24 protein-coding genes are annotated in these 23,860 nt (G+C 76.0%); 15 read left to right on the top strand and 9 right to left on the bottom strand.

The annotated features are described in order from the left end of the window. Window positions 1-41: 41 nt before the first annotated feature. The gene (locus tag HH311_RS10030) at window positions 42-1,718 is read right to left on the bottom strand and encodes a ferric reductase-like transmembrane domain-containing protein (RefSeq protein ID WP_169183504.1); all 1,677 of its coding nucleotides are present in this window, start codon (window positions 1,716-1,718) and stop codon (window positions 42-44) included. Window positions 1,719-1,977: 259 nt separating this feature from the next. On the opposite strand from HH311_RS10030, the gene HH311_RS10025 reads away from it, so the two are divergent. Next, window positions 1,978-2,712 carry a class I SAM-dependent methyltransferase gene (locus HH311_RS10025; RefSeq protein ID WP_169183503.1) on the top strand — a complete coding sequence of 245 codons (735 nt, stop codon included), beginning with the start codon at window positions 1,978-1,980 and terminating at the stop codon, window positions 2,710-2,712. 32 nt (window positions 2,713-2,744) lie between these two features. Here the strand turns inward: HH311_RS10025 and HH311_RS10020 are convergent, their stop codons facing one another. The 3 genes from HH311_RS10020 to HH311_RS10010 form a co-directional block, all read right to left on the bottom strand. Continuing rightward, window positions 2,745-3,746 carry a DUF5914 domain-containing protein gene (locus HH311_RS10020; protein WP_396027434.1) on the bottom strand — a complete coding sequence of 334 codons (1,002 nt, stop codon included), beginning with the start codon at window positions 3,744-3,746 and terminating at the stop codon, window positions 2,745-2,747. A gap of 179 nt (window positions 3,747-3,925) precedes the next feature. Next, the gene (locus HH311_RS10015) at window positions 3,926-5,122 is read right to left on the bottom strand and encodes an arginine deiminase (protein WP_169183502.1); all 1,197 of its coding nucleotides are present in this window, start codon (window positions 5,120-5,122) and stop codon (window positions 3,926-3,928) included. A 92-nt stretch (window positions 5,123-5,214) separates the two neighbouring features. Further along, window positions 5,215-6,021, bottom strand: a complete 807-nt coding sequence (locus tag HH311_RS10010; RefSeq protein WP_169183501.1) for a CPBP family intramembrane glutamic endopeptidase — start codon at window positions 6,019-6,021, stop codon at window positions 5,215-5,217. Window positions 6,022-6,092: 71 nt separating this feature from the next. On the opposite strand from HH311_RS10010, the gene HH311_RS10005 reads away from it, so the two are divergent. Together HH311_RS10005 and HH311_RS10000 are read left to right on the top strand one after the other, a co-directional pair. Then, the gene (locus HH311_RS10005) at window positions 6,093-6,575 is read left to right on the top strand and encodes a hypothetical protein (RefSeq protein WP_169183500.1); all 483 of its coding nucleotides are present in this window, start codon (window positions 6,093-6,095) and stop codon (window positions 6,573-6,575) included. A 19-nt stretch (window positions 6,576-6,594) separates the two neighbouring features. Then, window positions 6,595-6,954 carry a DUF3817 domain-containing protein gene (locus tag HH311_RS10000; protein WP_312030057.1) on the top strand — a complete coding sequence of 120 codons (360 nt, stop codon included), beginning with the start codon at window positions 6,595-6,597 and terminating at the stop codon, window positions 6,952-6,954. On the opposite strand, the gene HH311_RS09995 is transcribed toward HH311_RS10000, so the two are convergent. Beyond that, a complete protein-coding gene (locus HH311_RS09995) occupies window positions 6,905-7,726 on the bottom strand; it encodes a DUF2470 domain-containing protein (protein WP_169183499.1) in 822 nt (273 codons plus the stop codon). The genes HH311_RS10000 and HH311_RS09995 overlap by 50 nt on opposite strands. Window positions 7,727-7,849: 123 nt before the next feature. Here HH311_RS09995 and HH311_RS09990 point away from each other — a divergent pair, with 123 nt between their 5' ends. The 3 genes from HH311_RS09990 to HH311_RS09980 are packed head-to-tail and all read left to right on the top strand — an operon-like array spanning window position 7,850 to window position 10,501. Beyond that, window positions 7,850-8,842 (top strand): hypothetical protein, encoded by a 993-nt coding sequence (locus HH311_RS09990; RefSeq protein WP_312030056.1) that lies wholly within the window; start codon window positions 7,850-7,852, stop codon window positions 8,840-8,842. Then, a complete protein-coding gene (pheA, locus tag HH311_RS09985) occupies window positions 8,839-9,828 on the top strand; it encodes a prephenate dehydratase (protein ID WP_169183498.1) in 990 nt (329 codons plus the stop codon). The genes HH311_RS09990 and pheA overlap by 4 nt, the downstream gene beginning before the upstream one ends. A 22-nt stretch (window positions 9,829-9,850) precedes the next feature. After that, window positions 9,851-10,501, top strand: coding sequence for a histidine phosphatase family protein (locus HH311_RS09980; protein WP_169183497.1), 651 nt, complete (start codon window positions 9,851-9,853; stop codon window positions 10,499-10,501). Window positions 10,502-10,562: 61 nt separating this feature from the next. Here the strand turns inward: HH311_RS09980 and HH311_RS09975 are convergent, their stop codons facing one another. Further along, window positions 10,563-10,901, bottom strand: a complete 339-nt coding sequence (locus HH311_RS09975) for a metallopeptidase family protein (protein ID WP_169183496.1) — start codon at window positions 10,899-10,901, stop codon at window positions 10,563-10,565. Window positions 10,902-10,914: 13 nt separating this feature from the next. After that, window positions 10,915-12,084 carry a septum formation family protein gene (locus HH311_RS09970; protein WP_169183495.1) on the bottom strand — a complete coding sequence of 390 codons (1,170 nt, stop codon included), beginning with the start codon at window positions 12,082-12,084 and terminating at the stop codon, window positions 10,915-10,917. A gap of 129 nt (window positions 12,085-12,213) precedes the next feature. Here HH311_RS09970 and HH311_RS09965 point away from each other — a divergent pair, with 129 nt between their 5' ends. The 5 genes from HH311_RS09965 to HH311_RS09945 all read left to right on the top strand — a co-directional run bounded on the left by HH311_RS09965 (window position 12,214) and on the right by HH311_RS09945 (window position 17,003). Beyond that, window positions 12,214-13,071, top strand: coding sequence for a hypothetical protein (locus HH311_RS09965; RefSeq protein WP_211190057.1), 858 nt, complete (start codon window positions 12,214-12,216; stop codon window positions 13,069-13,071). A gap of 25 nt (window positions 13,072-13,096) precedes the next feature. Next, window positions 13,097-14,266, top strand: coding sequence for a glutathionylspermidine synthase family protein (locus HH311_RS09960; RefSeq protein WP_169183494.1), 1,170 nt, complete (start codon window positions 13,097-13,099; stop codon window positions 14,264-14,266). Then, on the top strand, window positions 14,266-15,105 hold the full coding sequence (locus HH311_RS09955; protein ID WP_169183493.1) for an SCO6745 family protein: 840 nt from the start codon (window positions 14,266-14,268) through the stop codon (window positions 15,103-15,105). Before HH311_RS09960 ends, HH311_RS09955 begins: the two co-directional genes overlap by 1 nt. A 68-nt stretch (window positions 15,106-15,173) precedes the next feature. Then, entirely contained in the window at window positions 15,174-15,632 is a 459-nt protein-coding gene (locus HH311_RS09950) for a DUF350 domain-containing protein (RefSeq protein WP_169183492.1), read from the top strand. Window positions 15,633-15,701: 69 nt separating this feature from the next. Further along, window positions 15,702-17,003: an FAD-dependent oxidoreductase gene (locus HH311_RS09945; protein WP_169183491.1), complete on the top strand. Its 1,302-nt coding sequence runs from the start codon at window positions 15,702-15,704 to the stop codon at window positions 17,001-17,003. An 89-nt stretch (window positions 17,004-17,092) separates the two neighbouring features. On the opposite strand, the gene HH311_RS09940 is transcribed toward HH311_RS09945, so the two are convergent. After that, entirely contained in the window at window positions 17,093-18,370 is a 1,278-nt protein-coding gene (locus HH311_RS09940; protein ID WP_312030053.1) for an ATP-grasp domain-containing protein, read from the bottom strand. 245 nt (window positions 18,371-18,615) lie between these two features. Between HH311_RS09940 and HH311_RS09935 the strand changes: the two genes are divergently transcribed. Continuing rightward, window positions 18,616-20,679, top strand: a complete 2,064-nt coding sequence (locus HH311_RS09935; RefSeq protein ID WP_312030052.1) for a glycosyltransferase — start codon at window positions 18,616-18,618, stop codon at window positions 20,677-20,679. 5 nt (window positions 20,680-20,684) lie between these two features. Here HH311_RS09935 and HH311_RS09930 read toward each other — a convergent pair whose 3' ends face one another. Continuing rightward, entirely contained in the window at window positions 20,685-21,314 is a 630-nt protein-coding gene (locus tag HH311_RS09930; protein ID WP_169183490.1) for an endonuclease, read from the bottom strand. A 40-nt stretch (window positions 21,315-21,354) separates the two neighbouring features. On the opposite strand from HH311_RS09930, the gene HH311_RS09925 reads away from it, so the two are divergent. The 3 genes from HH311_RS09925 (at window position 21,355) to HH311_RS09915 (ending at window position 23,856) form a co-directional block, all read left to right on the top strand. Beyond that, window positions 21,355-22,164 (top strand): HAD family hydrolase, encoded by an 810-nt coding sequence (locus tag HH311_RS09925; protein WP_169183489.1) that lies wholly within the window; start codon window positions 21,355-21,357, stop codon window positions 22,162-22,164. Between the two features lie 106 nt (window positions 22,165-22,270). Continuing rightward, window positions 22,271-22,828, top strand: a complete 558-nt coding sequence (locus tag HH311_RS09920; protein ID WP_312030051.1) for a phosphatase PAP2 family protein — start codon at window positions 22,271-22,273, stop codon at window positions 22,826-22,828. After that, the gene (locus HH311_RS09915) at window positions 22,825-23,856 is read left to right on the top strand and encodes a decaprenyl-phosphate phosphoribosyltransferase (RefSeq protein WP_169183488.1); all 1,032 of its coding nucleotides are present in this window, start codon (window positions 22,825-22,827) and stop codon (window positions 23,854-23,856) included. The genes HH311_RS09920 and HH311_RS09915 overlap by 4 nt, the downstream gene beginning before the upstream one ends. Window positions 23,857-23,860 lie beyond the last annotated feature (4 nt).

The following is a 23,860-nucleotide window of genomic DNA, read 5'->3' as shown; positions in this document are numbered from 1 at the left end:
AGTCGACCTGCTGCTGCTTCGTGCCGGTGTTCTTCTGGCGGTCAGACGGATGCGTGCCGTCCGCCCCGCCCCGGTGGGCGGCGGCGGGTGTCGCGGAGGAGGGCGTCGGCGACGCGGCCGTCGTCGTGCTCCCACCCGCCGGTCGTGGCGAGCCGGTCCCGTCCTGGCCGCCGCGCCCCGTGATCGCCGCGGTCAGCCGACCGAGCAGCGAGTCGTGCCGGGACGTCCGGGTGCTGCGGCCCGCCGCCGAGGACGTCCCCGGACCGTGCGTCGACGAGGCCCAGGCCTGCGCCGCCCCGAGCACCAGCAGGATCGAGAGCGGCGCGGCGACCGCCCAGCGCGGGATGCGCCGTCGGGTCGAGTGTCTGGCCATGGGGGTCCTTCGAGGGGGGAGCGGACGGACCCGGGGCGGTTGTCCCGGACGGGGAGGGGGAGACCGGCATCGGCCCGGACCAGCCGAACTGCTCGGTGTGGATGCGGGTCGGCGGGACGGCGAGCTGCTCGAGGGCGGCGAGGCTGCCGGCGAGCAACGAGGGCGGCCCGCAGACGAAGTAGTCCAGGTGGTCGCGCTCGGGAGGACCCGGGAGGACCTCGGAGAGCAGCGCGAGGTCGACGCGGCGGCCGGCGGTGCGGGTCACCTCGAGGTCGAGGCGGCGCTCGAGCACGGCGAGCTCGTCGGCGAAGAGCGGCTCGGAGCCGCGCTCGGCGAGCACGAGCCGGTGACGGCGGGTGTCCCCGCGCTCGGCGAGGGTCCGCAGCATGCTCATCATCGGTGTGATCCCGACGCCGCCCGCCACGAGGACGAGGCCGGCGCAGTCCCGGTCCTCCTCGGTGGTGAACGAGCCGTGCGGGCCGTCGAGCCACACCTTCTCGCCCTGCCGCAGGGCGGCGACGCGGTGCGAGAAGTCGCCCTGGTCGCGGACGGTGAGCTCCAGCCGCCCGGTCACGTTGGCGCTCGAGGCGATGGTGAACGGGTGCTCCTCGGTGCCCACCACGGCGCGCTTGAGGCGCAGCCACACGAACTGGCCCGGGTCGAACCGCAGGCCGCCCCGGCGCAGGTGCACGGGGGCGAGGACGAGCGTCGACACGCTCGGCCCCTCGCGGCGCACGCCGTAGACGACGTAGGCGCCCTGGCGGGAGAACAGCGGGCGCCACACCCAGCGGTGGGATAGCACGGCGAGCAGGACCCCGGCGAGCAGGATCAGGCACACCCGCATCGCCGGGTCGGCCACGAGGTGGTTGAGCCAGATGACGTGCAGCGCGGCCAGGACCAGCCCGGCCCCGGCGAGCGCCACGTGCAGACGTGCCCACACCTCGTAGCGCGCCCCGGGCCGGCGCCCCCCGGCGGCGACCCCGCCGACCAGCAGCAGCGACACCAGCGAGCCCCACCCGACCTTCGCGGTGTCCCGGGCGGTGAGCGGGTTGAGCAGCGTGGGGTGGTTCCACAGCGCGACGGCCGCGTGCAGGACGACCGCGACGAGCGCGAGGATCCCGAGCCAGCGGTGCAGGCCCATGACCCGGTCGACGCCGAAGGCCCGGGTCAGGGTCCGGATCCGGGAGGGGACCAGCACGACCACGACGAGCGCGGCGAGGCCGAGCACGGCCAGCCCCACCGAGAGCATCGAGCCCGGTGAGGTGTCGTGGCCGCGCCAGGCGGACATCGCGAAGGGCACCCCGGTCATCGCGACCAGGGCCAGCGCCCAGGCCGTCGTCGTCATCCGTCTCCGCACGGCCGCAGAAGTTAGGACCGTGACCTGTCCGTGACCGGCGAGTCTGAGAGATCCCGTCCGCCGAACGCGCCGAGAGCCCGTCACGGGGCGCCGACGGGCCACCGCGTGCTCCGATCGGACGCGTGCGTGATCCGTGTGCGGGAGCGCGCTCTCAGTTTGGCGCCCCGGTCGTCGCGGCACCGGCACGTTCCCGGCACCGGAGGGCGAAACCGGCGCCGCTCGCCCGTCCACGGCAGGATGCGCGGCCGTGGCCCGACCCAGATCCTTCGACCGCGCGCGCGAGGCCGCCGAGGTGCCCTCGGCGTTCGACCAGGACGCGACCTCCTACGACCGCCTCGTCGGCGCGAACCCCGGCTACTTCGATCACCTGAAGCGGTCCGCGGGCCGCCTGGGCCTGCCCGGGCGCGGGGCGGGGCTGCGCCTGCTCGACGTCGGGTGCGGGACCGGGCTGTCGACCCGGGCGCTGCTGGAGACCTACCCGGAGGCCGAGATCGTCGCGGCGGACGCCTCGGCGGAGATGCTCGCGCAGGCCCGGGCGAAGGCGTGGCCGTCGACGGTCCGGTTCGTGCACTCGCGGGCCGAGGAGCTCGCCGCCGCGGGCGTCGAGGGCCCGTTCGACGGTGTCCTGGCGGCCTACCTGCTCCGCAACCTGCCCGATGTCGACGCCGGCGTCGCCGACCTGCGCGACCTCCTGGCCCCGGGCGCGCCGCTGGCGGTGCACGAGTACTCGGTGGCCGACTCCCGGGTCGCGCAGGCCGTGTGGACCGCCGTGTGCTGGGCCATCGTCATCCCGCTCGGGTGGCGGGTGACCGGCGACGCGTCGCTCTACCGCTACCTGTGGCGCAGCGTGCTCGCCTTCGACGGGATCGGCCGGCTCACCGCGCGGCTGCGCGAGGCCGGGCTGGAGCAGGTGCGCGTGGAGCCGATGGACGGCTGGCAGCGCGGGATCGTGCACACGGTCGTGGGGCGGCGCCCCAGGTGAACGGATGTGGTCGCCAGGACGACCACATCCGTTCACATGGTGCGCCTGCGCACCTCGTAGGTCCGCTCGGCGTACTCGATGTCGTCGACCCACAGCCGCTTCGCGGCCCACTCCATCAGCGGGCGCACCACCCGCCGGGCCCGCCGGGCGTGCCCGAACCCCTCGCGGTCCGAGTGCGCGACGACGGCCTCGGTCACCTGGGTGCGCGCGCGGCCGTCGGGGTGCGGGGCGAGCGGGGTCGCGTGGGTCTCGACGACGCTGCCCGCCCCCTCGCCCCGGGTGATGTGCATGACGACGGTGCGCGGGTCGGGGCAGGTGAAGCGGGCCTCGACCGGGATGCCCCAGTTCCGGGTGAGCCGGAACGCGACGTGGAGGTCGAAGTGGTCCTCGGCCTCGGTGGCGGTCCGCGCCGGGGCGGAGTCGACGCGGAGGTCGGCGAACGAGTGCGGGTGGAACCAGGCGCCGTGCCAGGGGTCGAGGCGGTTGGCGACGACGTCGTCGGGCTCGCAGGTGCCGACCATCGTCGCGACGGCGACGAGGCTCGCGGTGTGGTCCGGGCGCACCGGCAGGATCGGGGTGTCGGTGGGTTCCTCGCCGCCGACCGCGTCGAGCCGGACCCAGGCGAGGACGCCGTCGTCGTGGGCGGGCAGCGTCCGCCAGCCCGCGCGCCCGGACGGGCCGAGCGCCAGGCCGTGCCAGCGGCAGATGAGCTCGCAGCCGGACTGCGTCGCGGTGGCCATGGCGGCGCCGAGGTGCGGGCACGCGCCCGGCCCGGCGTGGAGCTCCCCGGACGGCGAGCGCCACAGCACCAGCTCGACCCCGGCCACCGTCGTGCCGAACGGGGTCCCGGCGCGGACGTCGCGGGACGCGGCGACGACGTACCAGTTGCCCGACGGCCGCGCCGTCGCCCGCTCGAGGGCGGCGTGGATGATGCCGGGCTTCGCGTCGCGCCAGGTCGGCTCCATGGCCTCCCAGCGCTCGCCGGAGAGACGGCGCAGCGGGTTCGCGGGCCGGCGGGCGGGGCGCTTGTCCAGCACGGACGACGACGCTAGGTCGAGGGCCGTTCGGGCGCAGTGGGACGGTGCCGCCTGTGGCCGGACGCACGCCTGGCTGCGCCGAACGTGGGAGCGGGACCCGTTCGGGTGGTGCCTTCCGTGCAAGCGAAGCGTCGTTGCTTGCATCCAGTGGCAGAAAAGCCCCGTCGTCGAGCGGGTCAGGACGCCGGGGCGCGCTCCCACGGGCACGACAGGCACCGTGGCCCGCCGCGCCCCGAGCCCAGCTCGAACCCCTCGATCGTCACGACCTCGATCCCGGCGTCGCGCAGCCGCCCGTTCGTCGTCGTGTTGCGCTCGTAGGCGACGACGAGGCCGGGGGCGAGCGCGAGGGTGTTGTTGCCGTCGTCCCACTGCTCGCGCTCGGCGGCGACGCCCGCCGGGCCGGTGTCGACCGCGCGCAGCTCCTCGATCCCCATCGCCGCCGCGGCGGCCGGCCGGAAGGGCTCGGGGCCGGCGATGGCGAGCCCGGCCCCGTCGGGGGTGATCGTCCAGGCCTGGAGCGAGTCGAGGACCTCCGGGAAGACGACCAGGGTGTCGACGTCGACCATGGTCGCCACCGTGTCGAGGTGCATCGTCGCCCGCCGCTGCGTGATGGGGACGGCGAGCACGGTGTGGGCGAGCTCGGCGTCGAACATGGCGCGGGCGAAGGACTCGGCGCCGGCGGGGCTGGTGCGCTCCCCGACCCCGACGGCGAGGACCCCGGGCGCGAGCAGGAGCACGTCGCCGCCCTCGACGGGCGAAGGGTCACGGGGGTCGGTGTGCGGCACCCCGCCGAGCTGGGCGTGGGCCCGCTGGGCGAGCGCGACGAGCGCGGCCTCCCGCCGCCGGGCGGGCATCCCCATGGCGGCGGCGACGACGTGGTCGCCCACGCGGATCGACGAGTCGCGGGTGAACATGAGGTTGGGCAGCGGGTCGACGGCGAACTCGTCGGGGCCGTGCATCCGCCGGACCAGCGAGCTGTGGCCGTCGCCGAGCTCGCGGAAGGTGAGCCCGCCGATGAGGACCTCGGCGAGGTCGTCGGGACCCATCGCGGTCAGCTGGGCCCGGACCCCGTCGCCCAGCTCGCGGCCGAGGACCCGCTCGTCGACCGCGTCGGCGATGCCCCGTTCCCGGGCGTCGGCGTCGTCGAGCGCGGTGCGCAGGAGGTCGGCGAGGAGCAGGACCCGGACGCCGTGGCGCTCGAGGGTCGCGGCGAAGCGGTCGTGCTCGAGCTGGGCCCGCTCGACCCACGGGATCCCGTCGAACAGCAGCCGGTCGGCGTTGCGGGGGGTCAGCCGCTCGAGCTCGGGGCCCGGTCGGTGGAGGACGACGGTGCGCAGCGGGCCGACCTCGGAGTCCACGCGGGGCGGGGTCATGGGCGCCGACCCTACGAGCGGCCGATCGACGATGTGGCTTTCCTGCCACTGGATGCCAGCAACGACGCTCCGCTGGCACTCGGGGGGACGGCTCAGCGCGGCAGGAACGGCACCTTCCCCGCCAGCAGCGCCGACCCCACGAACGCCACCACGTCGATGAGCGCGTGCGCCCCGACCAGCGGCCACAGCCGCCCGCTGCGCTGCCAGTACCGCCCGAACACCAGGCCCATGACGACGTTGCCGAGCCCGCCGCCGAAGCCCTGGTAGAGGTGGTAGGACCCGCGGAGCAGGGCCGAGATCGCGAGCGACCGGTTCTCCGAGAGCCCGAGCCGGCGCAGCACGGTGAGCAGCCATCCGACGACGAGGACCTCCTCGGCCCACGCGTTCGCGACCGCCGACAGCACGAGGACCGGCACCCGCCACCAGTGGTCGTCGAGGACCGAGGGCACCACGGTGAGGTTGATCCCGAGCGCCCGGGTGAGCAGGTAGAACCCCAGCCCCGGGATGCCGATGAGGGCGGCGAGCCCGACCGCGGCGAGCGCGTCGCGGCCGGGCCGCGTGCCGTCGAGACCCACCGCGCGGGGCCCGGACCCGGCCCGCAGCAGCAGGTAGAGGCCCAGCCCTCCCCACGCGACGAGCTGCAGCGACGAGGCGAGCTGGGCGGCGAGGTCCACCCAGGCGTCGGTCGCGAGCGGCCGGTCGATCGCCACCTGCCGGGACGCCAGGGGCGCGGGGGCGGCGAGCGAGTCGAGCAGCGAGATGAGCGAGCGCAGGCCGGACAGGCCGAGGGTCACGGTCGCGACGACGAGGATCTCGGTCACGAGCAGGCGGCGCTCGCGCCCGTCCGCCTCCGCGACCGCGGGCCTCGGCGGGGCGAGCCACGTACGCAGCAGGCTCATCGCGGGTCACCCTAGGCCGACCGCGACGGCGTCACGCCCGCGCACACCCCGGCGTCGGTAGCCTCGCCGGTGTGGGACGCGTCCTCCGAGTGCTGGCCACCCCCCGGTGGGTCGGGTGGACGCTGCTCGCGGTCGTCGCGGTGATCGTCTGCGGCGGGATGGCCTACTGGCAGCTGGGCCGCGCGGAGTCGCCCACCGGGACGCTGCTCAACGCGGGGTACGCGCTGCAGTGGCCGCTGTTCGGGGTGTTCTTCGCCGCGCTGTGGTGGCGCATGCTGCACGCCGAGGCGCTCCAGCTCGCCGCCGTCCGCGGCGAGCTCCCCGACGACACCGACGACGACGCCGCCGGGCCGGCGCCCGGCAACGACGGCCCCGCACCCGCCGTCGGGACCTCCGTGCCGCCGCCGGACTCGCCCTTCACTCCCCGGCCCGCGGGGGTGCGCCCCGGCGACGGGCAGGGGGCGCCGGCGCGGGGCCGGGCCCGTACCGACTACAACGCCATGCTCGCCGCGCTCGCCCGGGCCGATGCCCGTGACCCCGACGAGACCCCCTGACCTGCGAGGAGTCCCCAGCGTGACCGCACCGACCTCGACGGCGGCGCTGACCCCGAAGATCGTCGCCGCGATGAAGCGCTACCGGGTGATGGCCTGGGTGGTGGGCACCGGCCTGCTCGTGCTCGTGCTGGTCGCGATGCCGCTGAAGTACTTCGCGGGCGACCCGACGCTCGTCGCGACCGTCGGTCCCATCCACGGCTTCCTCTACATGGGCTACCTGGCGCTGACCGCCGACCTGGGCGTGAAGAGCCGCTGGCCGGTCCTGCGCCTGCTGCTCGTGGCGCTCGCCGGCACCATCCCGTTCGTCTCGTTCATCGCCGAGCGGAAGGTCACCGCTCCGCTGCGCGACGCTGAACCGCGCCCGTCGCCGCCGGGCTGACCTCCGCGAGCCGGCGGACCTCGGCGCCGAGCAGCCGGGGGCAGGCCACCGGCGCCGAGAAGCCGATCCGCACGTCGTGGTCGCCCCGGTCGGTCTCCACCCGCAGGCGCAGCCCCAGCCGGTCGACGGCGAGCGGCACCAGCGTGTTCTCCGGGCGCCGCAGTGCGGGCGGCAGGTGACGGGCGAGCCCGGCCAGCAGCGAGGCGTGCGCGTGGGCGAGGTGGGAGAGCCAGGCGTCGCCGGTCGCCACGAACGGGTCGGGCGCGCCGGCGGCGACCTCCGCCGGGGTGAAGGTGCCGGTGCCCTCGGCGTCGGAGAGCACCACCGAGCCCGGGTCCAGGCGCAGCAGCACGTCGGAGTGCCCGACGTCGAGGAGGCGCTCGTCCGCGGTCTCGGCCGCGATGCGCAGCGCCGCGCGCCGGGCGACCCGCGCCGGCAGCACCCGCACCCGGCCGGCGATCCACACCAGGCCCCGCACCGGCTGGCGCACCGGCAGCGGCGCGGTGTCGGTCAGCTCCAGCATCACCGGCAGGTACTCCTGCGCGCGGGTCCGGACGACCAGCGGGTGGTCGGCGGGCAGCTGGAGCGTCGCGGCGCCCGACGCGGGCACGTGGTGCAGCACCGGCGTGACCCGCCCGCCGTCGTCGCCGTCGGCGTGCTCCGTCGTTCCCGGCCCGGCGATCAGCGCGGCGCCCGAGGCGCGGACCGCGGTGGTCCGCGCCCGCTCGGCCGGGCTGGGGACGGGCGGCTGGTGCGGGCAGCTCCTGGCCATCGGGCTCCTCCGGTGCGTGAGTTAGGTGAGCCTAACCGAAGTGATCCCCTCGGGAGCAAGTGCCGATCCCGTCGCGGGCGCCCGGTGCCCGGGGGATCCCGGGCCGACCGCTACCGTGCCCTCGTGTCCACCGTCCCCCAGGCCGGTGGGGCACCGGTCGACGGTGTGCCCCCGCTCCTCGCGCGGATCCTCGACGACGCCGCGCTCGTCTCGCCCGGTCCCCGCGTCGGGATGGCGGACGTGCTCGACACCCACCTGGACGTCCGCGCCGGCGAGTACGGCGATCTGGTCGGCGCGCTGGTGGTGCCGGTGTCCCGGCTCCAGGAGTTCGTGGCCGAGCTCGTCAAGCGCCGGCCCGCGGCCCCCGTCCCGATCACGCTGTCGGTCGACACCGGCCTGGGCGGCGTGCCCAAGGCGCTCTCGCTGACCACCTCGCGCGCCGCGCTGCTCACCACCGGCACGGTCGAGATGCCCGCGCCGCACGACGTGGACTCGGTGTGGCTCGAGCGGGTCACCGAGTTCGTGCCCGACGACGTCGTCGCGGTCGTCGAGCCGCGCCGGCCCGACGCCGACGGGTCGGCCGACTGGATCGCGGGCGTGCGCCGCGTCGTCGGGCACGGCTGCCGGCCGAAGCTGCGCTGCGGCGGCGACCGCGCCGGGGCCTTCCCCGGCGTCACCGACGTGTCGCGCTTCCTCGCGGTGGTCGCGGCGGCCGGGCGCTCGTTCACCGCGAGCATCGGGCTGCAGGGCGCGGTCCGCCACGTCGACCCCGACACCGGGTTCGACCACCACGGCTGGCTCAACCTCATGGTGGCCGTCACCCGCGCCCTGCGTGCGGTCCCGCCGGCGGCCGCCGGGGGACCCGACGACGGCGGCCCCTCCGGTGCCGAGGTGCCCGGGTCCGAGCCGCCGGCCGAGGCGTCGGTGGAACCGCCGCCCGAGCTCGTCGAGGCCGTCCGCGGCGCGCTGGACGCCACCGACGCGGACGCCCTCGCCGCCGAGGTCGCCGACGTCGACCAGGCCACCGCGGCGCGGGTCCGCGCGCACCTGTCGTCGTTCGGGTCGACGGCCCCGGCCGACCAGGGCGCCGAGATGGCCCGGCTCGGCCTGGTGTGACGGTGCCCGCGCCGGAGGTCGCCTACCTCGGCCCGCCCGGCACGTTCTGCGAGCAGGCGCTGCGCAGCCTCGTCGAGGCGCCGGGGTCGGCGTTCGCGGGCGCGGGGCTCCGCCCGGCGGCGAGCACCACCGCCGCGCTCGACCTGCTGCGGGCCGGCGAGGTGGCGCTGGCCTGCGTGCCGATCGAGAACTCGGTCGAGGGCGCCGTGCCCGCGACGATGGACGGCCTCGTCGAGACCCCGCCGGTCGTCGTCGTCCGGGAGATCCTCCTCCCGGTCCGCTTCGCGGTGCTGGTGCGCCCGGGCACCACGCGCGCCGACGTGCGCACCGTGGCCTCCCACCCGCACGGCGAGGCGCAGACCCGCCGCTGGCTGGCGACCCACCTGCCCGGCGCCGAGACCCGGATGACGCCCTCGACGGCCGCCGCCGCGGCCGCCGTCGCCGACGGGCAGGTCGACGCCGCGGTGTGCGCGCCGGTCGCCGCGCGGCACTACGGGCTCGAGGTCCTCGCCGACGGGGTGCACGACACCGGCGACGCGGTGACCCGCTTCGTCGTCGTCGCCCCGGCCGGCGTCCGGCTGCCCGCGCCCACCGGGGCCGACCGCACCTCGATCGCCGCCACCACGGTCAACGAGCCCGGCGCCCTGCTCGCGATCCTCACCGAGTTCGCGATCCGCGGCGTGGACCTCACCCGCATCGAGTCCCGGCCCTCGAAGGAGCGGCTCGGGACCTACTGGTTCTTCCTCGACGGCGCCGGACACGTCGCCGAGCCGGCGATGGGCGAGGCGCTGGCCGCCCTGCACCGGCGCTGCACCGAGCTGCGCTTCCTCGGCTCCTACCCGCGCGCGGTCGTGCCGCCGGGATCCACCGCGCCGTCACCTCCCGTCGCCCCGCCGGTTCCCGGGCAGGAGGGCGCCGATTACGCGGCGGCCGCGAGGTGGCTGACCGCACTCCGCGAGGTGCCCGGCGAGGCCCTCCCGGGCTGACCCACGTGGTACGGATGGAGGCGTGCTCCGTCTCGTGCTCGCCCGCCACGGCCAGACCCCGGCGAACGTCGCGAAGACCCTGGACACCGTGCTGCCCGGCCCCGGCCTGACGGACCTGGGCCGGCTGCAGGCCGAGGCGCTGGGCAAGGAGCTGGCCGCCGACCCGCTCGGCCCGGTCACCCGGCTCGTCCACTCGCCCGCGCGGCGGGCCCGCGAGACCGCCTCGCTGGTCGCTCCCGCGCTCGGGCTCGCGCCGGACGTCGTCGAGGGCACCCACGAGGTGCAGGTCGGCGACCTCGAGGGCCGCGCCGACGAGCCGTCGATCGCCCGCTTCCGCGCCGTCTACGACGCCTGGCGCGCCGGCGACGTCACCGCGCGGATGCCGGGCGGCGAGTCGGGCCGCGACGTCCTCGACCGCTACCTGCCCGCCCTCGAGGGCCTGCGCTGCGAGCACGCGTCGGGCACCGTCGTGCTGGTCAGCCACGGCGCGGTGCTGCGGCTGGTCGCGCACGCGCTCGTCGGGGAGATCCCCGACCTGGGCGCGGACGACCACGTCGACAACTGCGGCCGGATCGTCCTGACGGCGGGCCGCGACGCCCGGTGGGACCTCGAGGCCTGGCGCCGCGAGGCCCCGGGCGGCCTCGCCTCCACCCGCGACGCGACGGGTGGCTGACGCCATGTGAGCACTAAGTGCCGGTATAGCGACACTTAGTGCTCACGAGCGCGCAGCGCACCTAGCCCCAGCCCAGCCGGTGCAGCGTGGCCTCGTCGATGCCGAAGTGGTGGGCGATCTCGTGCACCACGGTGATCGCGACCTCGTCGCGCAGCTCGTCCTCGTCGGCGCACGCGTCGACGAGGGCGTCGCGGTAGAGCGTGATGCGGTCGGGCAGCACCCCGCCGTAGTCGCTGGTGCGGTCGGTCAGCGCCACGCCCTCGTAGAGCCCGAGCAGTTCCGGGTCCTCGGGGTGGCGCGGCTCGACGAGCACGACGACGTTGTCCATCGCGCGGAGCAGCTCGGCCGGGAGCTCGTCGAGGGCCTCCCCGACGAGCTCCTCGAAGCGCTCCGGGTCCACCGTCGGGGCGGGGTCAGTTCCCGTTCCCGCCGCCGCCGGGCAGCAGCGGCGGGAGGGACGGCAGCACGCTCGGCAGCGGCGACGCCGGCGCGGCGGGCGCCTGGGTCGCGGACGGCGCGGCGGGCGCGGCGGGCGCGGCCGTCGTCGTCGCGGCCGGGGTCGAGGGCTCGACGGCGGGCGCCCCGGGCGGCGGCAGCGGGTCCGGCGACGCGGGGGCGGCGCCGCCGATCGTCACGCCGTCCTTGACCGCCCCGGTCAGCGGCGCGAAGCCCGAGTTGTCCGCGAGCAGCGAGCCCATGTCGCAGCTGACGCGGCGGGTGCCCGCGTCCCACGACGCCTGGTTGATGTTCGTCCAGTAGACCGTGAGCTTCGAGTCGGTGAGCTTCTGCGCGCCGACCGCGTCCTGGGCGACCTTCGTGCACGCCGGCTGCAGGAAGTTGTCCTGGTCGTCCACCGAGGGCAGCCCGCCGGTGAACTTGGTGCCGAGGTCGACGGTGCCCGCGACCTCGGCGGCGTGCGTCTTCGCGCACGAGGACACCGGGTCGGACACCTCCTTGCCGTTCAGCCCCAGGCAGGTGCCGGGCGCGAACACCACGGCCTGGTCGGCGTCGGAGACCTTCCCGGTCGAGGAGAGCAGCGCGCCGGTGACGCCGGGGGCCTGCAGCCCGCAGCGCACGGTGCGGTCGCCGTCGCCCCAGGCCGCGGCCGTCGGCTTGAGCGCCCCGACCTTGTAGCGCCCGGTCGGGTCCAGCGGCTTGCCGAGGTAGCGCTGCACCAGCGGGCCGCACTGGTCGGCGACGATCTTCTGCCAGGCCGCGTCGGCCGGGAACGGCGTGCCCTCGGGCTGGGTGGCGTTCACCGGGCCGGCCGTCTCGAAGAGGTGCGAGGCCGAGCAGTCGACCTGGTGGACGTCGGCGCCGTCGGTGCGCTGCCACGTCAGGCAGGTGCCGGGCGCCTTGGCCAGCTCCGAGGAGTCGGTCTCCGGGCCGCTGCTCGAGCCGCCCAGGACGCCCGAGGAGGCGCCGGACTCGTCCCCGGCGAGCCCGAGGAAGCCCAGGCCGTTGCCGGTGGCGGCGAAGGCGCTGGCGGCCAGCAGCATGATGAGCGCCCCGGCCAGGATCCCGACGACGCCGCGGCGCGCGACGAGCCGCCGGGCGGCGTGACCGTCCGCGTCGTCCGCCACCCGGTCGCTGCGTCCCCGCGAGGACGGACGTTCCCGTAGGACCATGGTGCTGACATCATGCCGCGTGCCGGACTCGTCACCTCGAGGGGGGATCGGCGGGCCCGGTCAGGTGCTGGAGGGACTGAGGACATGAGCGAGGAGCCGGGGGCCGCGTCGCGGGGGCGCCACGAGGGCGGGTCCAGCGCTGACGCCGGGTCGACCGCGGACGACGCGGCCACGCCGCCCTCGGGCACGCCGGCGGTCGGGGGGTCGACCTCCCCGGGCGCGGAGACCCCCACCACGCGCACGGAGGAGCCGTGGTGGAACTCCGCCGACACGGGGTCCACGGGGTCACCGGCGGCCACCGCGTCCACGGCGTCCACCGGGGGCCCCGCCGCCGACCCGTCCCACCGCGGCCGCGTGCGCTACCAGGACCCCGAGACCACGACGCCCCGCGAGCCCACCGTCGCCGAGCAGCGCGCCCGCCGCGAGGCCGATCGGCGGCGCAAGGCGCAGGAGGAGGCGGCGGCCGCCGCCGAGCAGCGCAAGTCGAAGATCCGCAAGCGGGTGCTCATCGGCGGCGGGGTTGCAGTCGGGGTCGCGGCGATCGTCGCGATCGCCTACGCGGCCTCGTCGGGCGGCGACGACGAGGTCAACGCCCAGTGCACCGACCAGAACGGCGTCGTCGTCGCGGACAGCTACTGCTCGGGCACCCCGACCAACGGCTCGTACCACGGCGGCTTCGTCCCGATCTTCCTCGGCGGCTTCGGGAACCAGTACCACTACAACTACGGCTCGAACTCGCCCATCGGCACCGTCGCCCGCGGCGGCTCGGTCACCGCGCCGCCCAGCGGGACGAGCATCCGCAGCGGCACGACGGGCAGCAGCCTGGGCTCGACGTCGTCGAACGGCACCGTGAGTCGCGGCGGGCTCGGCGTGTCCGGCAGCTCCTCGGGGTCGGGGTCCAAGGGCTCGTCGTCGGGGTCGGGCTCGTCGTCCGGCAGCTGAGCACCACCGAGCGGAGAGGACGCGCGTGCGTCGCGAGAGGTCGACCCCCCGCCCCGACTGGCGGCAGAAGATCGAGGAGCAGGGTCTCGTCTTCGGCACCCCGGCGATGGGCCAGGACGGCGCCCGGCCCTACTGGGACGAGTCGGTGCACTACGTCTTCGACATGGCCGAGATCCTCTCGCTGGAGGCCGACGTCGAGCTGCTGCACTCGATGTGCCTGGAGGCCGTGGACCACGTCGTCACCACCGAGCGGTTCCGCGACTTCGCGCTGCCCGAGTGGTGCTGGGAGCAGGTCGCGGCGTCCTGGAAGCGCCACGACGCGCACCTCTACGGCCGCTTCGACCTGCGCTACGACGGGTCCGGCCCCGCCAAGCTGCTCGAGTACAACGCCGACACCCCGACGACGCTGCTCGAGGCCAGCATCTGCCAGTGGTACTGGCTCAAGGACGTCTACGGCGACTCCCAGGACCAGTGGAACTCGCTGCACGAGAAGCTCGTCGCCCGCTGGGGCGAGATCGCCGCGGACCTCCCGCGCGGCGAGGTGCACTTCTGCTGGTCGCAGGCCGAGACGACCGGCGAGGACCACGTGACCACGGCCTACCTGCAGGAGACGGCGGCCGAGGCCGGGCTCGACACCGTCGGGCTCGCGATCGAGCAGATCGGCTGGGACTCCGCGCTCGACCGGTTCGTCGACCTCGAGGAGGCCCCGATGAGCTGCGTCTGCAAGCTCTACCCCTGGGAGTGGATCCTCGGCGACGACTTCGGCAAGCACGTCACCCGCAGCCTCCCCGAGACCGCGTGGATCGAGCCGCTGTGGAAGACGCTGCTGTCGAACAAGGCGATCCTCGCGGTGCTCTGGGAGATGTACCCGGGCCACCCGAACCTGCTGCCCGCCTCGCTGGGCGACCCGGGGCTGCTCACCGAGTACGTCCGCAAGCCGCTGCTGGGCCGCGAGGGCGCCAACGTGCAGATCGTCGCCGGCGCCGGCGAGCCCGTCGTCCAGACCGGCGGGGTCTACGGCGAGGAGGGCTACGTCTACCAGCTCTTCGACCCGCTGCCCGAGTTCGACGGCTACCGGCCCGCGCTCGGCGCCTGGATCGTCGGCGACGAGGCCGCCGGGCTCGGCATCCGGGAGACCGCGGGGCTGGTCACCGACAACGGCGCGGCGTTCGTGCCGCACCGCATCCCCGACTGATGCCCACCCCCCGTGAGATGTGGACGCTCTACGAGCCGGTCCACGCCCTGACCTACTTCGCCCCGGCGGCGCTCGCGGTATCGGAACCCCTCGGCGACTCGTTCTGGGCGCGCTACGTCGCCCAGCGCGCCGCCCCGCTCGGCGAGGTGCCCACGGCCGTCGTCGTGGCGGCCTTCGGCGGGTTCGCCCCGGACCGGATCGCGGACGCGCGGGCCGGCATCGCGCCGGGCGTCACGCCCACCGCCGCGCTGGGAGCCCGCCTCGAGGGGGTCGACGCCGCGTTCGGCGACCTGCCCGACGCCCCCGACGTCGCCGTCGTGACCGAGGCCGCCGACCTCGCCTGGGAGGCGGCGTCGGCGTGCGACGACGCCGGGCGCGTGCTCGGGGCGGCGAACCGGGCGCTGCCGCGGCCCGCCGCGCCGCACCTCGCGCTGTGGCAGGCGACGACGACGCTGCGCGAGCACCGCGGCGACGGCCACCTGGCCGCGCTCGCCGTCCACGGCGTGGGGGCGGTGGCCTCGCACGTGCTCAAGGTGGCGGCGGGCGAGTCGCCGGGGCGGGACCTGCGCCTCGGGCGGCGTATCCGCGAGGCGGCCTGGGACGCGGAGGTGGGCCGGCTGCGCTCGGCGGGGCTGCTCGGCGACGGGCTCGTGCTCACCGACGCGGGGTGGGCGCTGCACGGGTCGGTCGAGGACGCCACCGACCGCGCGGCCGCCGGCCCGTGGGAGGCGCTGGGCCCGGAGCGCACCGGGCGGCTCGCGGCGCTGCTGGAGCCGATCGCCGCGGCGGCCCGCTCGGTCGTGCCCGCCCACAACCCGATCGGGCTCCCGCCGCGCTGATCCGGCCCGCCACGGGTCCCCCTCGCGGCGGCCCGGAGTCGCTAGGGTGCGGCGTCTCTTTCGTCCGGATGGACCCCGCGGAGGCCCGTGTGCTCGCTCCCGAATTCTTCCCGACGCTCCTCGGCAACATCGGCCTGATCGCGCTCTACGCGGTGATCGGCGCGGTGCTCATGTACGTCGGCTACTTCGCGATCGACCTGACGACGCCGGGTGACCTGCGGGGGCTGGTGCGCGAGGGCCGGCCCAACGCGGTGGTCGTGTCCGCCTCGGGCCTGGTGTCGATGGCGCTGATCGTCGTCGTCGCGATCTACATCTCCGGCGGCGGCCTGCTCACCGGGGTGATCAACACGCTGGTCTACGGGCTCGTCGGGATCGTCGCGCAGGTCCTCGTCGTGCGGGGCCTCGAGGCGGTGTCCCGCCTGGACGTGGGCGCCTGCCTGCACGACGAGTACTACACCCCGGTGTCCGCCATGATCGCCGGGATGCACCTGGCGCTGGGCCTCGTGGTGGCGGTGGCCATCATCTGAGACCGGCCGGTGCCACGTCCGTGATGTCCGGCTCGTGATGGTGCGGCGACGGTCCGGGGTCACCCCGTCGTGGCTGCGGTAACCGGCGTCGTCATCATGGACGGCACGCGCCGTCGCCACGCGGCGCCCACCGAGAGGGGGATCATGGCCGGATCCACGGACGTCGCAGTGGTCGGCGCCGGCCCGTACGGGCTGGCCGCCACCGCCTTCCTGCGCCACCAGGGCACCGCGACCCACACCTTCGGCGAGGTGATGGGCTCGTGGAAGCACCAGATGCCGCGCGGGATGATCCTGCGCTCCAAGGAGCGGGCGTCCTCGATCGCGCACCCGGTGCCCGGGCACACCATCACGGCCTGGGCCCGCGCCCACGACATCGCGCTGGACAACCCGGCGTCGCTCGAGCACTTCCTGGCCTACGGCGACTGGATCGCCGAGCGCATCGTCCCGGACCTCGACCACCGCCGCGTCGAGCAGGTCGTCCGGGAGGGTTCCGGCTTCTCGGTGCACCTCGACGACGGCGACCGCATGCACGCCGAGCGCGTCGTCATGGCGGTCGGGCTGCGCAACATGGAGCGCGGCATCCCGCAGTTCGAGGGCCTCCCCGAGGGCGCCGTCTCACACGTGGCCCACCACGAGGACCTCTCGACCTTCGCCGGCAAGCGGGTGCTCGTCGTCGGGCTCGGCCAGAGCGCGCTGGAGAACGCGGCGATCCTCGTCGACCTCGGCGTCGACGTCTCGGTCGTCGCCCGCGCGAAGGCCCCGCACTGGCTCGGCCCGCACAAGCCGAAGGGCTCCCCGCCGCCGACCTTCCGCGAGAAGTGGCGCGTCCCGCCGACGGACGTGGGCGGCCGGGCCACCGGGTGGCTCGCCGCGGCGCCCGAGACCTACCGGCGGCTGCCCGAGCGGCTCCAGCTCGAGGTCCGCAAGCGCTGCCTGTTCCCGGCCGGCTCGCACAACCTCCGCGCCCGCCTCGAGAACACCCCGTTCCACCTCGGGCAGGGCATCCGCTCGGCCGAGGCGGTGGACGGCGAGGTCGTCGTGACGCTGCAGGACGGCTCGACGCTGCGCACCGACCACGTCATGGTCGGCAGCGGCTACGAGATCGACGTCGCGCGCTACGACCTGCTCGACAAGGAGCTCCTGGGCGAGCTGGCGACCGTCGAGGGGTTCCCGACGCTCGGCAAGGGCTTCGAGTCGACGGTGCCGGGCCTGCACTTCCTCGGGGCGCCGGCCGTGCGCTCGTTCGGGCCGGTCAACCGGTTCGTCACCGGCACCTGGTACGCCGCGCCGGAGCTGGCCCGCCGCATCGCCGGCAAGCGGGGCCCGACGCTGCGGGTGGCCTACCCCGTGGGGTCGCACGCGATCGCCTGAGTCGACCCGGTCCTACCGCACGAACGGCCGGTTCGTGACCCTCGAAGGTCACGAACCGGCCGTTCGTGCGTTCGCGGCGAGTGCGCCGTTCAGCGCAGCTTGCGTACCCGCGGCACCCAGGTGCGGGAGAAGCGCTGCAGCACCGGGGTCGCCCGGCCGACGAGCATGGGCAGGAACGGCAGCGGGTCGTCGAGGGCGAACCAGCCGTGCTCGGTCGTCGGCGCGCGCCCGTCGGGGGCGGGCCCGTCGGTGCGGTCGCCGCGGTAGGCGATCCGGGCCGCGTAGTCGAAGTCCTCCACCACGAACCCCCGGCCCTCGGGGAACGGCGCGCGGGGGGCGTCGCGGCCGGTCAGGGCCAGGTGCTGGGCGCGGACCACGTCGAGGCCCGCGGCGTCCTCGAAGAGCCGGAACTGTGCCCCGACCCGCGGGTTGAAGTCGACGAGCTTGTAGCGCCCGTCGCGCAGGTCGCGCCGCCAGTCCAGGTCCGCGATGCCGCGGAAGCCCACGGCGTCGAAGAGCTCCGCGGCGAGCCGCGCGAGCTCGTCGTTCCAGCGGGCCCGGCCCGCCGTCGTGAACCCGGCGTGCGGGGGCCAGGAGCGCAGCTTGACCCCGGTGAACACCGTGGGCTCGTGGGCGGTTCCCGGCCCGGGCCAGAAGGCGTGCACCACCCAGTCCTCGGCGGTCTCCCGCGGGACGTACTCCTGCAGGATCACCGACGGGACGTCGTCCCAGTCCAGCGCCATCGCCCGGAGCCGGTCGGGGTCCTCGACGACGGTGGAGGAGCGGACCGTGGGGTGGCGGTGGCGCTCGAACGGGTCGCGGCTCTTGACGACGACGGGGAAGGCGCCGTGGGCGGCGTACTCCTCGACGTCGGCGAGGCTCTCCGGGAACACCGTGTGCGGGGTGGGGATGCCGTGCTCGGCGCAGACCCGGAAGAGGCCCTCCTTGCTGGCGACCCGGCGCGGCAGGCCGGGGTCGGCGCAGCGGGGGAAGAGGAAGTCGTCGGCCAGGCCGGCCTCGCCGCCGAGCTCCGAGACGACCGCGGCGGCCTCGTCGTCGGTCGGCACGAGCACGGCGCGCCGCCCGATGGCCTTCGCGATGCCGTGGAGCCCCTCGGCGAGCTCGGCGGGGTCCTCGCGGCCCGTCGTCGGCCAGGAGAACCGGCCGCGCAGGTGCCGCGAGCAGGCCGCGGGGGTGTAGCGGCCCTCAGTGACGGCGTAGACGTCGACCCCGCACCGACCGAGGCTGCGCACCACGCCGACGCCACCGTGGTGCAGCGGGTAGTTGCCGAGCTTGAGCAGCAGTGCCGGCACCGAGCGGTCGAGCTCCACCCGCTGCCGCGCCGCGCTGCGCGTGTCGATCAGCACCCCGCACCCCCTCCCGTGCCGTGCTCCGCGATCGCCAGGTCCAACGACCCCACCGGGTCGGGGGCCATCGGGATCGTCCCCCGGGGTCGGACCGACGCCCGAACGGGGGACACGTCCCGGGCAGCGTAGACGGGGGTGGAGTCGATCACCGGTCCAGGCGGGGAGGGCACGACGGGGCCCGCGCGCACCCCGTGTCACGATCGGGGCCGGTCCCGCCCCGGCGGGCACGACCTCGGGAGGCGACGGTGGAGGGCGATCCGACCGGCACCGGTCTGGCGGTGCTCGTGGTGTCCGCGGGGGCCGCGGACCCGCTCGAGCGCACCCTCGACGGCGTCGCGAAGCACCTCCCCGGCGCCCGCGTCCTGGTCTGGTGCCAGCCCGTCGCCCCCGCCGCCGACGACGACCGTGCCCACCTGGCCACCGACCGGCCCGAGGTGGACTGGACGTTCGCCGAGGCCGACGCCGGGCGGGTGGCGGCCCGCAACGCCCTCGCGGCCCGCGCCGACGCGGCCACCGACACCACCGGGGACCTGCTCCTGCTCGACCCCGGCGTCGAGCTCCTCGGCCCGCTCGCCGCGGCCCGCGCCGTGCTCGCCCGCCCCGGGGTGGCCGCGGTCGCGCCGATGCCCGAGCCGGACCCGGCCGAGCAGCACCCCTGGGACGCCGTCGTGCGGCGCACCCCGTCGCTGGTCGGCGACCTCGTCGCCTACGCGGGGGCCGAGGAGCGGCTGCGGGGCCGGCCCGGGAGCGAGCTGCTGGCGGCGCCCCCGGCCGGGAGCGCCGTGGACGGGGTCCTGGTGGGGGGCTGCCTGCTGGTCTCGGCGGCGGCCCGCGCCGCGCTCGGCGGCTTCGACGAGGACTTCTTCGACCGCGGCGAGGACCTCGCCTGGCAGCGTGCGGCACGCGCTGCGGGGTGGACGGTCCACCTCGTCGCCGACCCCGAGGACGCCGGCCGGCGGGCCGGCCAGGTCCGCCTGCCCGGCGGCGGCATCGCGGCGGGCGCGGTGGCCGGCACCGACGCGGCCCGCCGCGAGGCCGAGCTCGAGCGGGCCGCCCACGTGATCCTGCTGGGCAACGCCGGGCACCGCGGCGCGGGCACGGTCTACGCCGCGGGCACCCGCGTCCTCGACCGGCTGCGCCCGGCCGCCCGCGCCGCGCGCCGTCGGCGCACCGAGCACGTCGCCGACCGGGCCGCGGGCCGTCCGGGCGTCGTCATCACCTCGAACAACCTCGTGCTGGGCGGGGCCGAGCGGCAGCGGATCCTGCTCGCGAACGAGCTGGTGGCGCGCGGCCACCCGGTGACGGTGGTCTGCCTCAAGGAGCTCGGCCGCTACGTCACCGAGCTCGACCCGCGGGTACGCCTGACGCTGCAGCCGTTCTGGCAGCCGGTGGTCGACACCGCGGACCTGCCGGGGGACGACGCCGTCGTCGTCGGGGGCGTCACCAACACCGAGATGGGCTTCGCGCTCGCCTGGCGGGCGGCCGGACGGGCCCGCGGCCAGCGGCGGCGGTGGCTGCCCGCGACCCACGACCCGGCCGAGCTCGACCGGCCGACCTACTCCGCGGCCCAGGCCCGCGCGCTGCGGGCCGCCGACGGCCTCGTCGTGCTCTCCCGGCAGCACCACGTCGACCTGACCCGCCACCAGGCGCTGACCGGCCTCGTCATGGTCGTGCCCAACGGCATCCCCGAGCCCGGGGCGCTGCCCTGGCGAGCGACCGACGGCCGGATCCGCTTCGGGATGCTCACCCGGATCAAGGCCTACAAGAACCCGCTGCTGCTCGCGGACGCCCTCGCCGCGCTGGACGCGCGCGGCCTGACCGGGTGGTCGCTCGACATCTTCGGCGACGGCCCGGACAAGGCCGACCTGGAGGCGCGGACCCCGGCCCACCTCGCCGACCGGGTCCGGTGGCGGGGCCGCTCCTCGGGGCCCGACCACGCGTTCGCCGAGATCGACGTGCTCTGCGTGCCCAGCGGGTTCGAGGCGTTCCCGCTGGTGATGGTGGAGGCCATGGCCCGCGGGGTCCCGGTCATGGCCGCGGTGAGCGGGGCGATCCCGGAGATGCTCGACGACGGGCGGGCGGGCGTGGTCGTCGACCCGCTCACCCGCGCGGCGTGGACCGACGCCCTCGAGGCGGTGATGCGCGACCCGGCCGGGAGCGCGGCGCTCGGCGCGGCCGGCCGCGAGCGGGCCCTGGCGAACTACACCGCGACGGCGATGACCGACCAGTACCAGCGCGCGTTCGTCCGGGTGCTCGACCGCGTGTTCCCCGGCGCGCCCGAGGGCCCGCCGCGGATCCTGCGGGGATAGCGCCCCTACCCGACCTGCTCGGCGACGTCGTCGTCGAGGTTCGCCCGCACCAGGGCGGCGGAGAAGCGGGCGAGGTCGTCGCCGTCGACCAGCGCGGCGAGCTTCGCCGGGTCGGTCGGCAGCCCGACCGCCCGCGCGCCGTCGATGGCCTTGCCGTCGAGGTGGGGCCGGAGCTCGGGCCAGACCGCCTGCACCTCGCGCAGGAAGATCGACGCCCCGACCGGGCCCAGCCGGGGCACCTCGGTGAGCAGCTCGGTGAGGCGCTCGACGGAGCCGTCGGCCTCGGCGCGCATCCGCCGCAGGTCGCCCTTCCAGCGCTCGGCGACGAGCCCGGCGCCCTCCTGCAGGGCGTCGGTCGTCTGGTCCTTGCTGAGGAACCTCGCCCGGGAGAGCGCGCCGAAGACGTCCTGGCGGTCCGCGTCGCGCATCCTCTCCGGGCTGCCGAGCCCGGAGTCGACCAGCTCGCGGCACGCCCGGGTCCCCAGCGTCGCCTGCACCCGGCTCGAGAGCAGCACCGCGAGCACGAGCAGCCGGTAGAGCGGGGCGGGCTTGTCCGCGAGGGTGATCCCGGCCTCCGCGGCGAAGGTCTCGCCCGCGGTGTCCAGCAGGTCGGCGGCCGTGTCGGCGTGGCTCATGGGACGGGCGTACCCGCGGACGGCGCCCGTCGCGCGGACAATGGGCGACGTGAGAGCCCCCGGCCTGGTCGCCAGCGACGTCGACGGCACGCTGCTCGGCGCCGACGACCACCCCGGCCCGCGCCTGCTCGCGGTCCTGGACCGCATGCGCGCGGCCGGCGTGCCGCTGGTCCTGGCCACCGGCCGGCCGCCGCGCTGGATCGAGCCGGTGTGCGACCTGATCGGGGACCGCGGGCTGTGCGTGGCCGCGAACGGCGCCGTGCTGTGGGACGCGGCCACCGACGAGGTCCTCGAGGCGGCCGAGCTCGGCACCGACGTGCTCGGCGAGGTGGTCGACCGGCTGCGCACGGCGTTGCCCGGCGCGGGCCTCGCCGTGGAGCGCGTCGCCCGGCCCGGGGTCCAGGAGTTCTGCTGCGACCCCCACTTCGAGCACGCCTGGCCGAACTCCGACCACGTCGTCGTCCCCGTCACCGAGCTCGCGGCGCTCCCCGCGATGAAGGTCCTCGCCCGGCAGCGGGGCCTGCCGAGCGACGTGATGGCCGCCGCGGTGCGGGAGGGTCTGGGCGAGCTCGTCGACGTGACGTTCTCCGCGTCGGGCGGCCTGGTGGAGTGCTCGGTGCGCGGCGTGACCAAGGCCCACGGGCTCGCGCGGGCGGCGGCGCACCTCGGGGTGACGCCCGACGAGGTCGTCGCGTTCGGGGACATGCCCAACGACCTCGAGATGCTGCGGTGGGCCGGGCACGGCGTCGCCATGGGCAACGCCCACCCGGAGCTGCACGCCGCCGCCGACGAGGTGACGGCCCGCCACGACGAGGACGGCGTCGCGCTCGTCCTCGAGCGCTGGTTCTGACACGCCGGGCCCCGGGCGAACCTCCCTGACGGCGGCTTGTCAAGGCCCGCGTAGCATCGCCCCGGTTGCCAGGCCCTGACTCCGGGAGTTCCCGGGAGGAGGACGAGTGCTCGACCGGGCGCCCGACACGAGCGACGATCCGGCCGGTGAGGTCGCCGCGCTGACCGCCGTCCAGCGACGCGTCGACCACCCCTCGGTGGTCCGGGCCGCGCGGGCGATGTCGCTCTTCGGGGAGCACGCCGCCGGCTGGATCGCCCTCGGCGCCGCCGGTGCCGCCCTCGACCGGCCCCGCCGGCGCCAGTGGACGACCGCGACGGCCGGAGTCGTCGCCGCGCACGCCGCGTCCATCGCCGTGAAGCGGGTCGTCCGCCGGCCGCGGCCGCACGACCCGCGCATCGCGGTGCACGTCGGCACGCCGAGCCGGCTGTCCTTCCCCTCCTCGCACGCCACCTCCACCACGGCCGCCGCACTGCTCTTCGGCGGCCTGCTCGGGCGGCCCGCCGCCGCCCTCCCGACCGTGCCCGCGATGGCGCTCTCGCGCCTGGTGCTGGGTGTCCACTACCCGACCGACGTGCTGGCCGGGTCCGCCCTCGGGGCCGCGTGCGCGCTCGGCGCGCGCCGCCTCATCGCGCGCGGATCCGTCGGCCGCTGGAGGACCGCATGACGACGTCCCAGGAACGGGAGACGCGGGACGAGGCGGAGCTCGCCGCCGACGCGCTCGCCGAGGCGGAGCCCGAGGACGCCCCGGACGACACCGTGGTGCCGACGCGCCGCACCGGTCCGCTGGCGCTGCCGCTGGGCGTGCTCAAGACGATGCGGCCCAAGCAGTGGGTCAAGAACGTGCTCGTCCTCGCGGCGCCGTTCGCGGCCGGCCGCCTGGGCGAGATCTCCGTGCTGCTGCACGTCGTCGTCGCGTTCGCGGTGTTCTCGCTCGCCGCGTCCGGGGTGTACCTGGTCAACGACGCCCGCGACGTCGAGGCCGACCGCGCCCACCCGAAGAAGCGGTTCCGCCCGATCGCCGCGGGCGTGGTGCCGGCGTCGGTGGCCTACGGGGTCGCCGTCGTGCTCTTCGCCGGGGCGATCGCGCTGAGCTTCCTCGCGAGCCGGAACCTGGCGGTCGTCGCCGCGGTGTACATCGTCGTGCAGCTGGCGTACTGCCTGTGGCTCAAGCACGAGCCCGTGATCGACATCTGCATCGTGTCCTCCGGGTTCCTCATGCGCGCGATCGCCGGTGGCGCGGCCGCCACGCTGTACCTCTCGCCGTGGTTCCTGCTCACGATGGCGTTCGGGTCGCTGTTCATGGCGGCCGGCAAGCGCTACGCCGAGATGCGGCTCGCCGAGCGCACCGGCGCGAAGATCCGGAAGTCGCTGGAGCGGTACTCGGCCTCGTACCTGCGGTTCGTGTGGTCGCTCTCGGCCACCGTCGTGATCATGGCCTACGGACTGTGGGCGTTCGGGATCGGCGTCACGACGATCCCCGGCCGGCTCCCGACCCCGCCGAGCCTGTGGGCGATCATCTCGGTGGTGCCGTTCGTGATCGCGATCCTGCGCTACGCGGTGGACGTCGACGGCGGCAACGGCGGCGAGCCGGAGGAGATCGTGCTGCACGACCGGGTGCTGCAGATCCTCGGCGTCGCCTGGGTGGTGCTGGTGGCGCTCGCGGTGATGCTCAGCCCCGGCGTCGGGCGCTGAGCGG

This window comes from Actinomycetospora sp. TBRC 11914, from assembly GCF_012933465.1.
In the GTDB taxonomy this organism is placed as follows: Bacteria; Actinomycetota; Actinomycetes; order Mycobacteriales; family Pseudonocardiaceae; genus Actinomycetospora.
The sequence above is the reverse complement of the archived record's forward strand: the minus strand, read 5'-3'. Positions and strand labels throughout refer to the sequence as shown.

Coding starts and splice junctions, on each gene's coding strand:
- HH311_RS10030 (WP_169183504.1), bottom strand. CDS start 1,718: ATGACGACGACGGCCTGGGCGCTGGCCCTGGTCGCGATGACCGGGGTG.
- HH311_RS10015 (WP_169183502.1), bottom strand. CDS start 5,122: ATGACCCCGCCCCGCGTGGACTCCGAGGTCGGCCCGCTGCGCACCGTC.
- HH311_RS10010 (WP_169183501.1), bottom strand. CDS start 6,021: ATGAGCCTGCTGCGTACGTGGCTCGCCCCGCCGAGGCCCGCGGTCGCG.
- HH311_RS09995 (WP_169183499.1), bottom strand. CDS start 7,726: ATGGCCAGGAGCTGCCCGCACCAGCCGCCCGTCCCCAGCCCGGCCGAG.
- HH311_RS09965 (WP_211190057.1), top strand. CDS start 12,214: ATGAGCGAGGAGCCGGGGGCCGCGTCGCGGGGGCGCCACGAGGGCGGG.
- HH311_RS09955 (WP_169183493.1), top strand. CDS start 14,266: ATGCCCACCCCCCGTGAGATGTGGACGCTCTACGAGCCGGTCCACGCC.
- HH311_RS09950 (WP_169183492.1), top strand. CDS start 15,174: ATGGACCCCGCGGAGGCCCGTGTGCTCGCTCCCGAATTCTTCCCGACG.
- HH311_RS09930 (WP_169183490.1), bottom strand. CDS start 21,314: ATGAGCCACGCCGACACGGCCGCCGACCTGCTGGACACCGCGGGCGAG.
- HH311_RS09925 (WP_169183489.1), top strand. CDS start 21,355: ATGGGCGACGTGAGAGCCCCCGGCCTGGTCGCCAGCGACGTCGACGGC.
- HH311_RS09915 (WP_169183488.1), top strand. CDS start 22,825: ATGACGACGTCCCAGGAACGGGAGACGCGGGACGAGGCGGAGCTCGCC.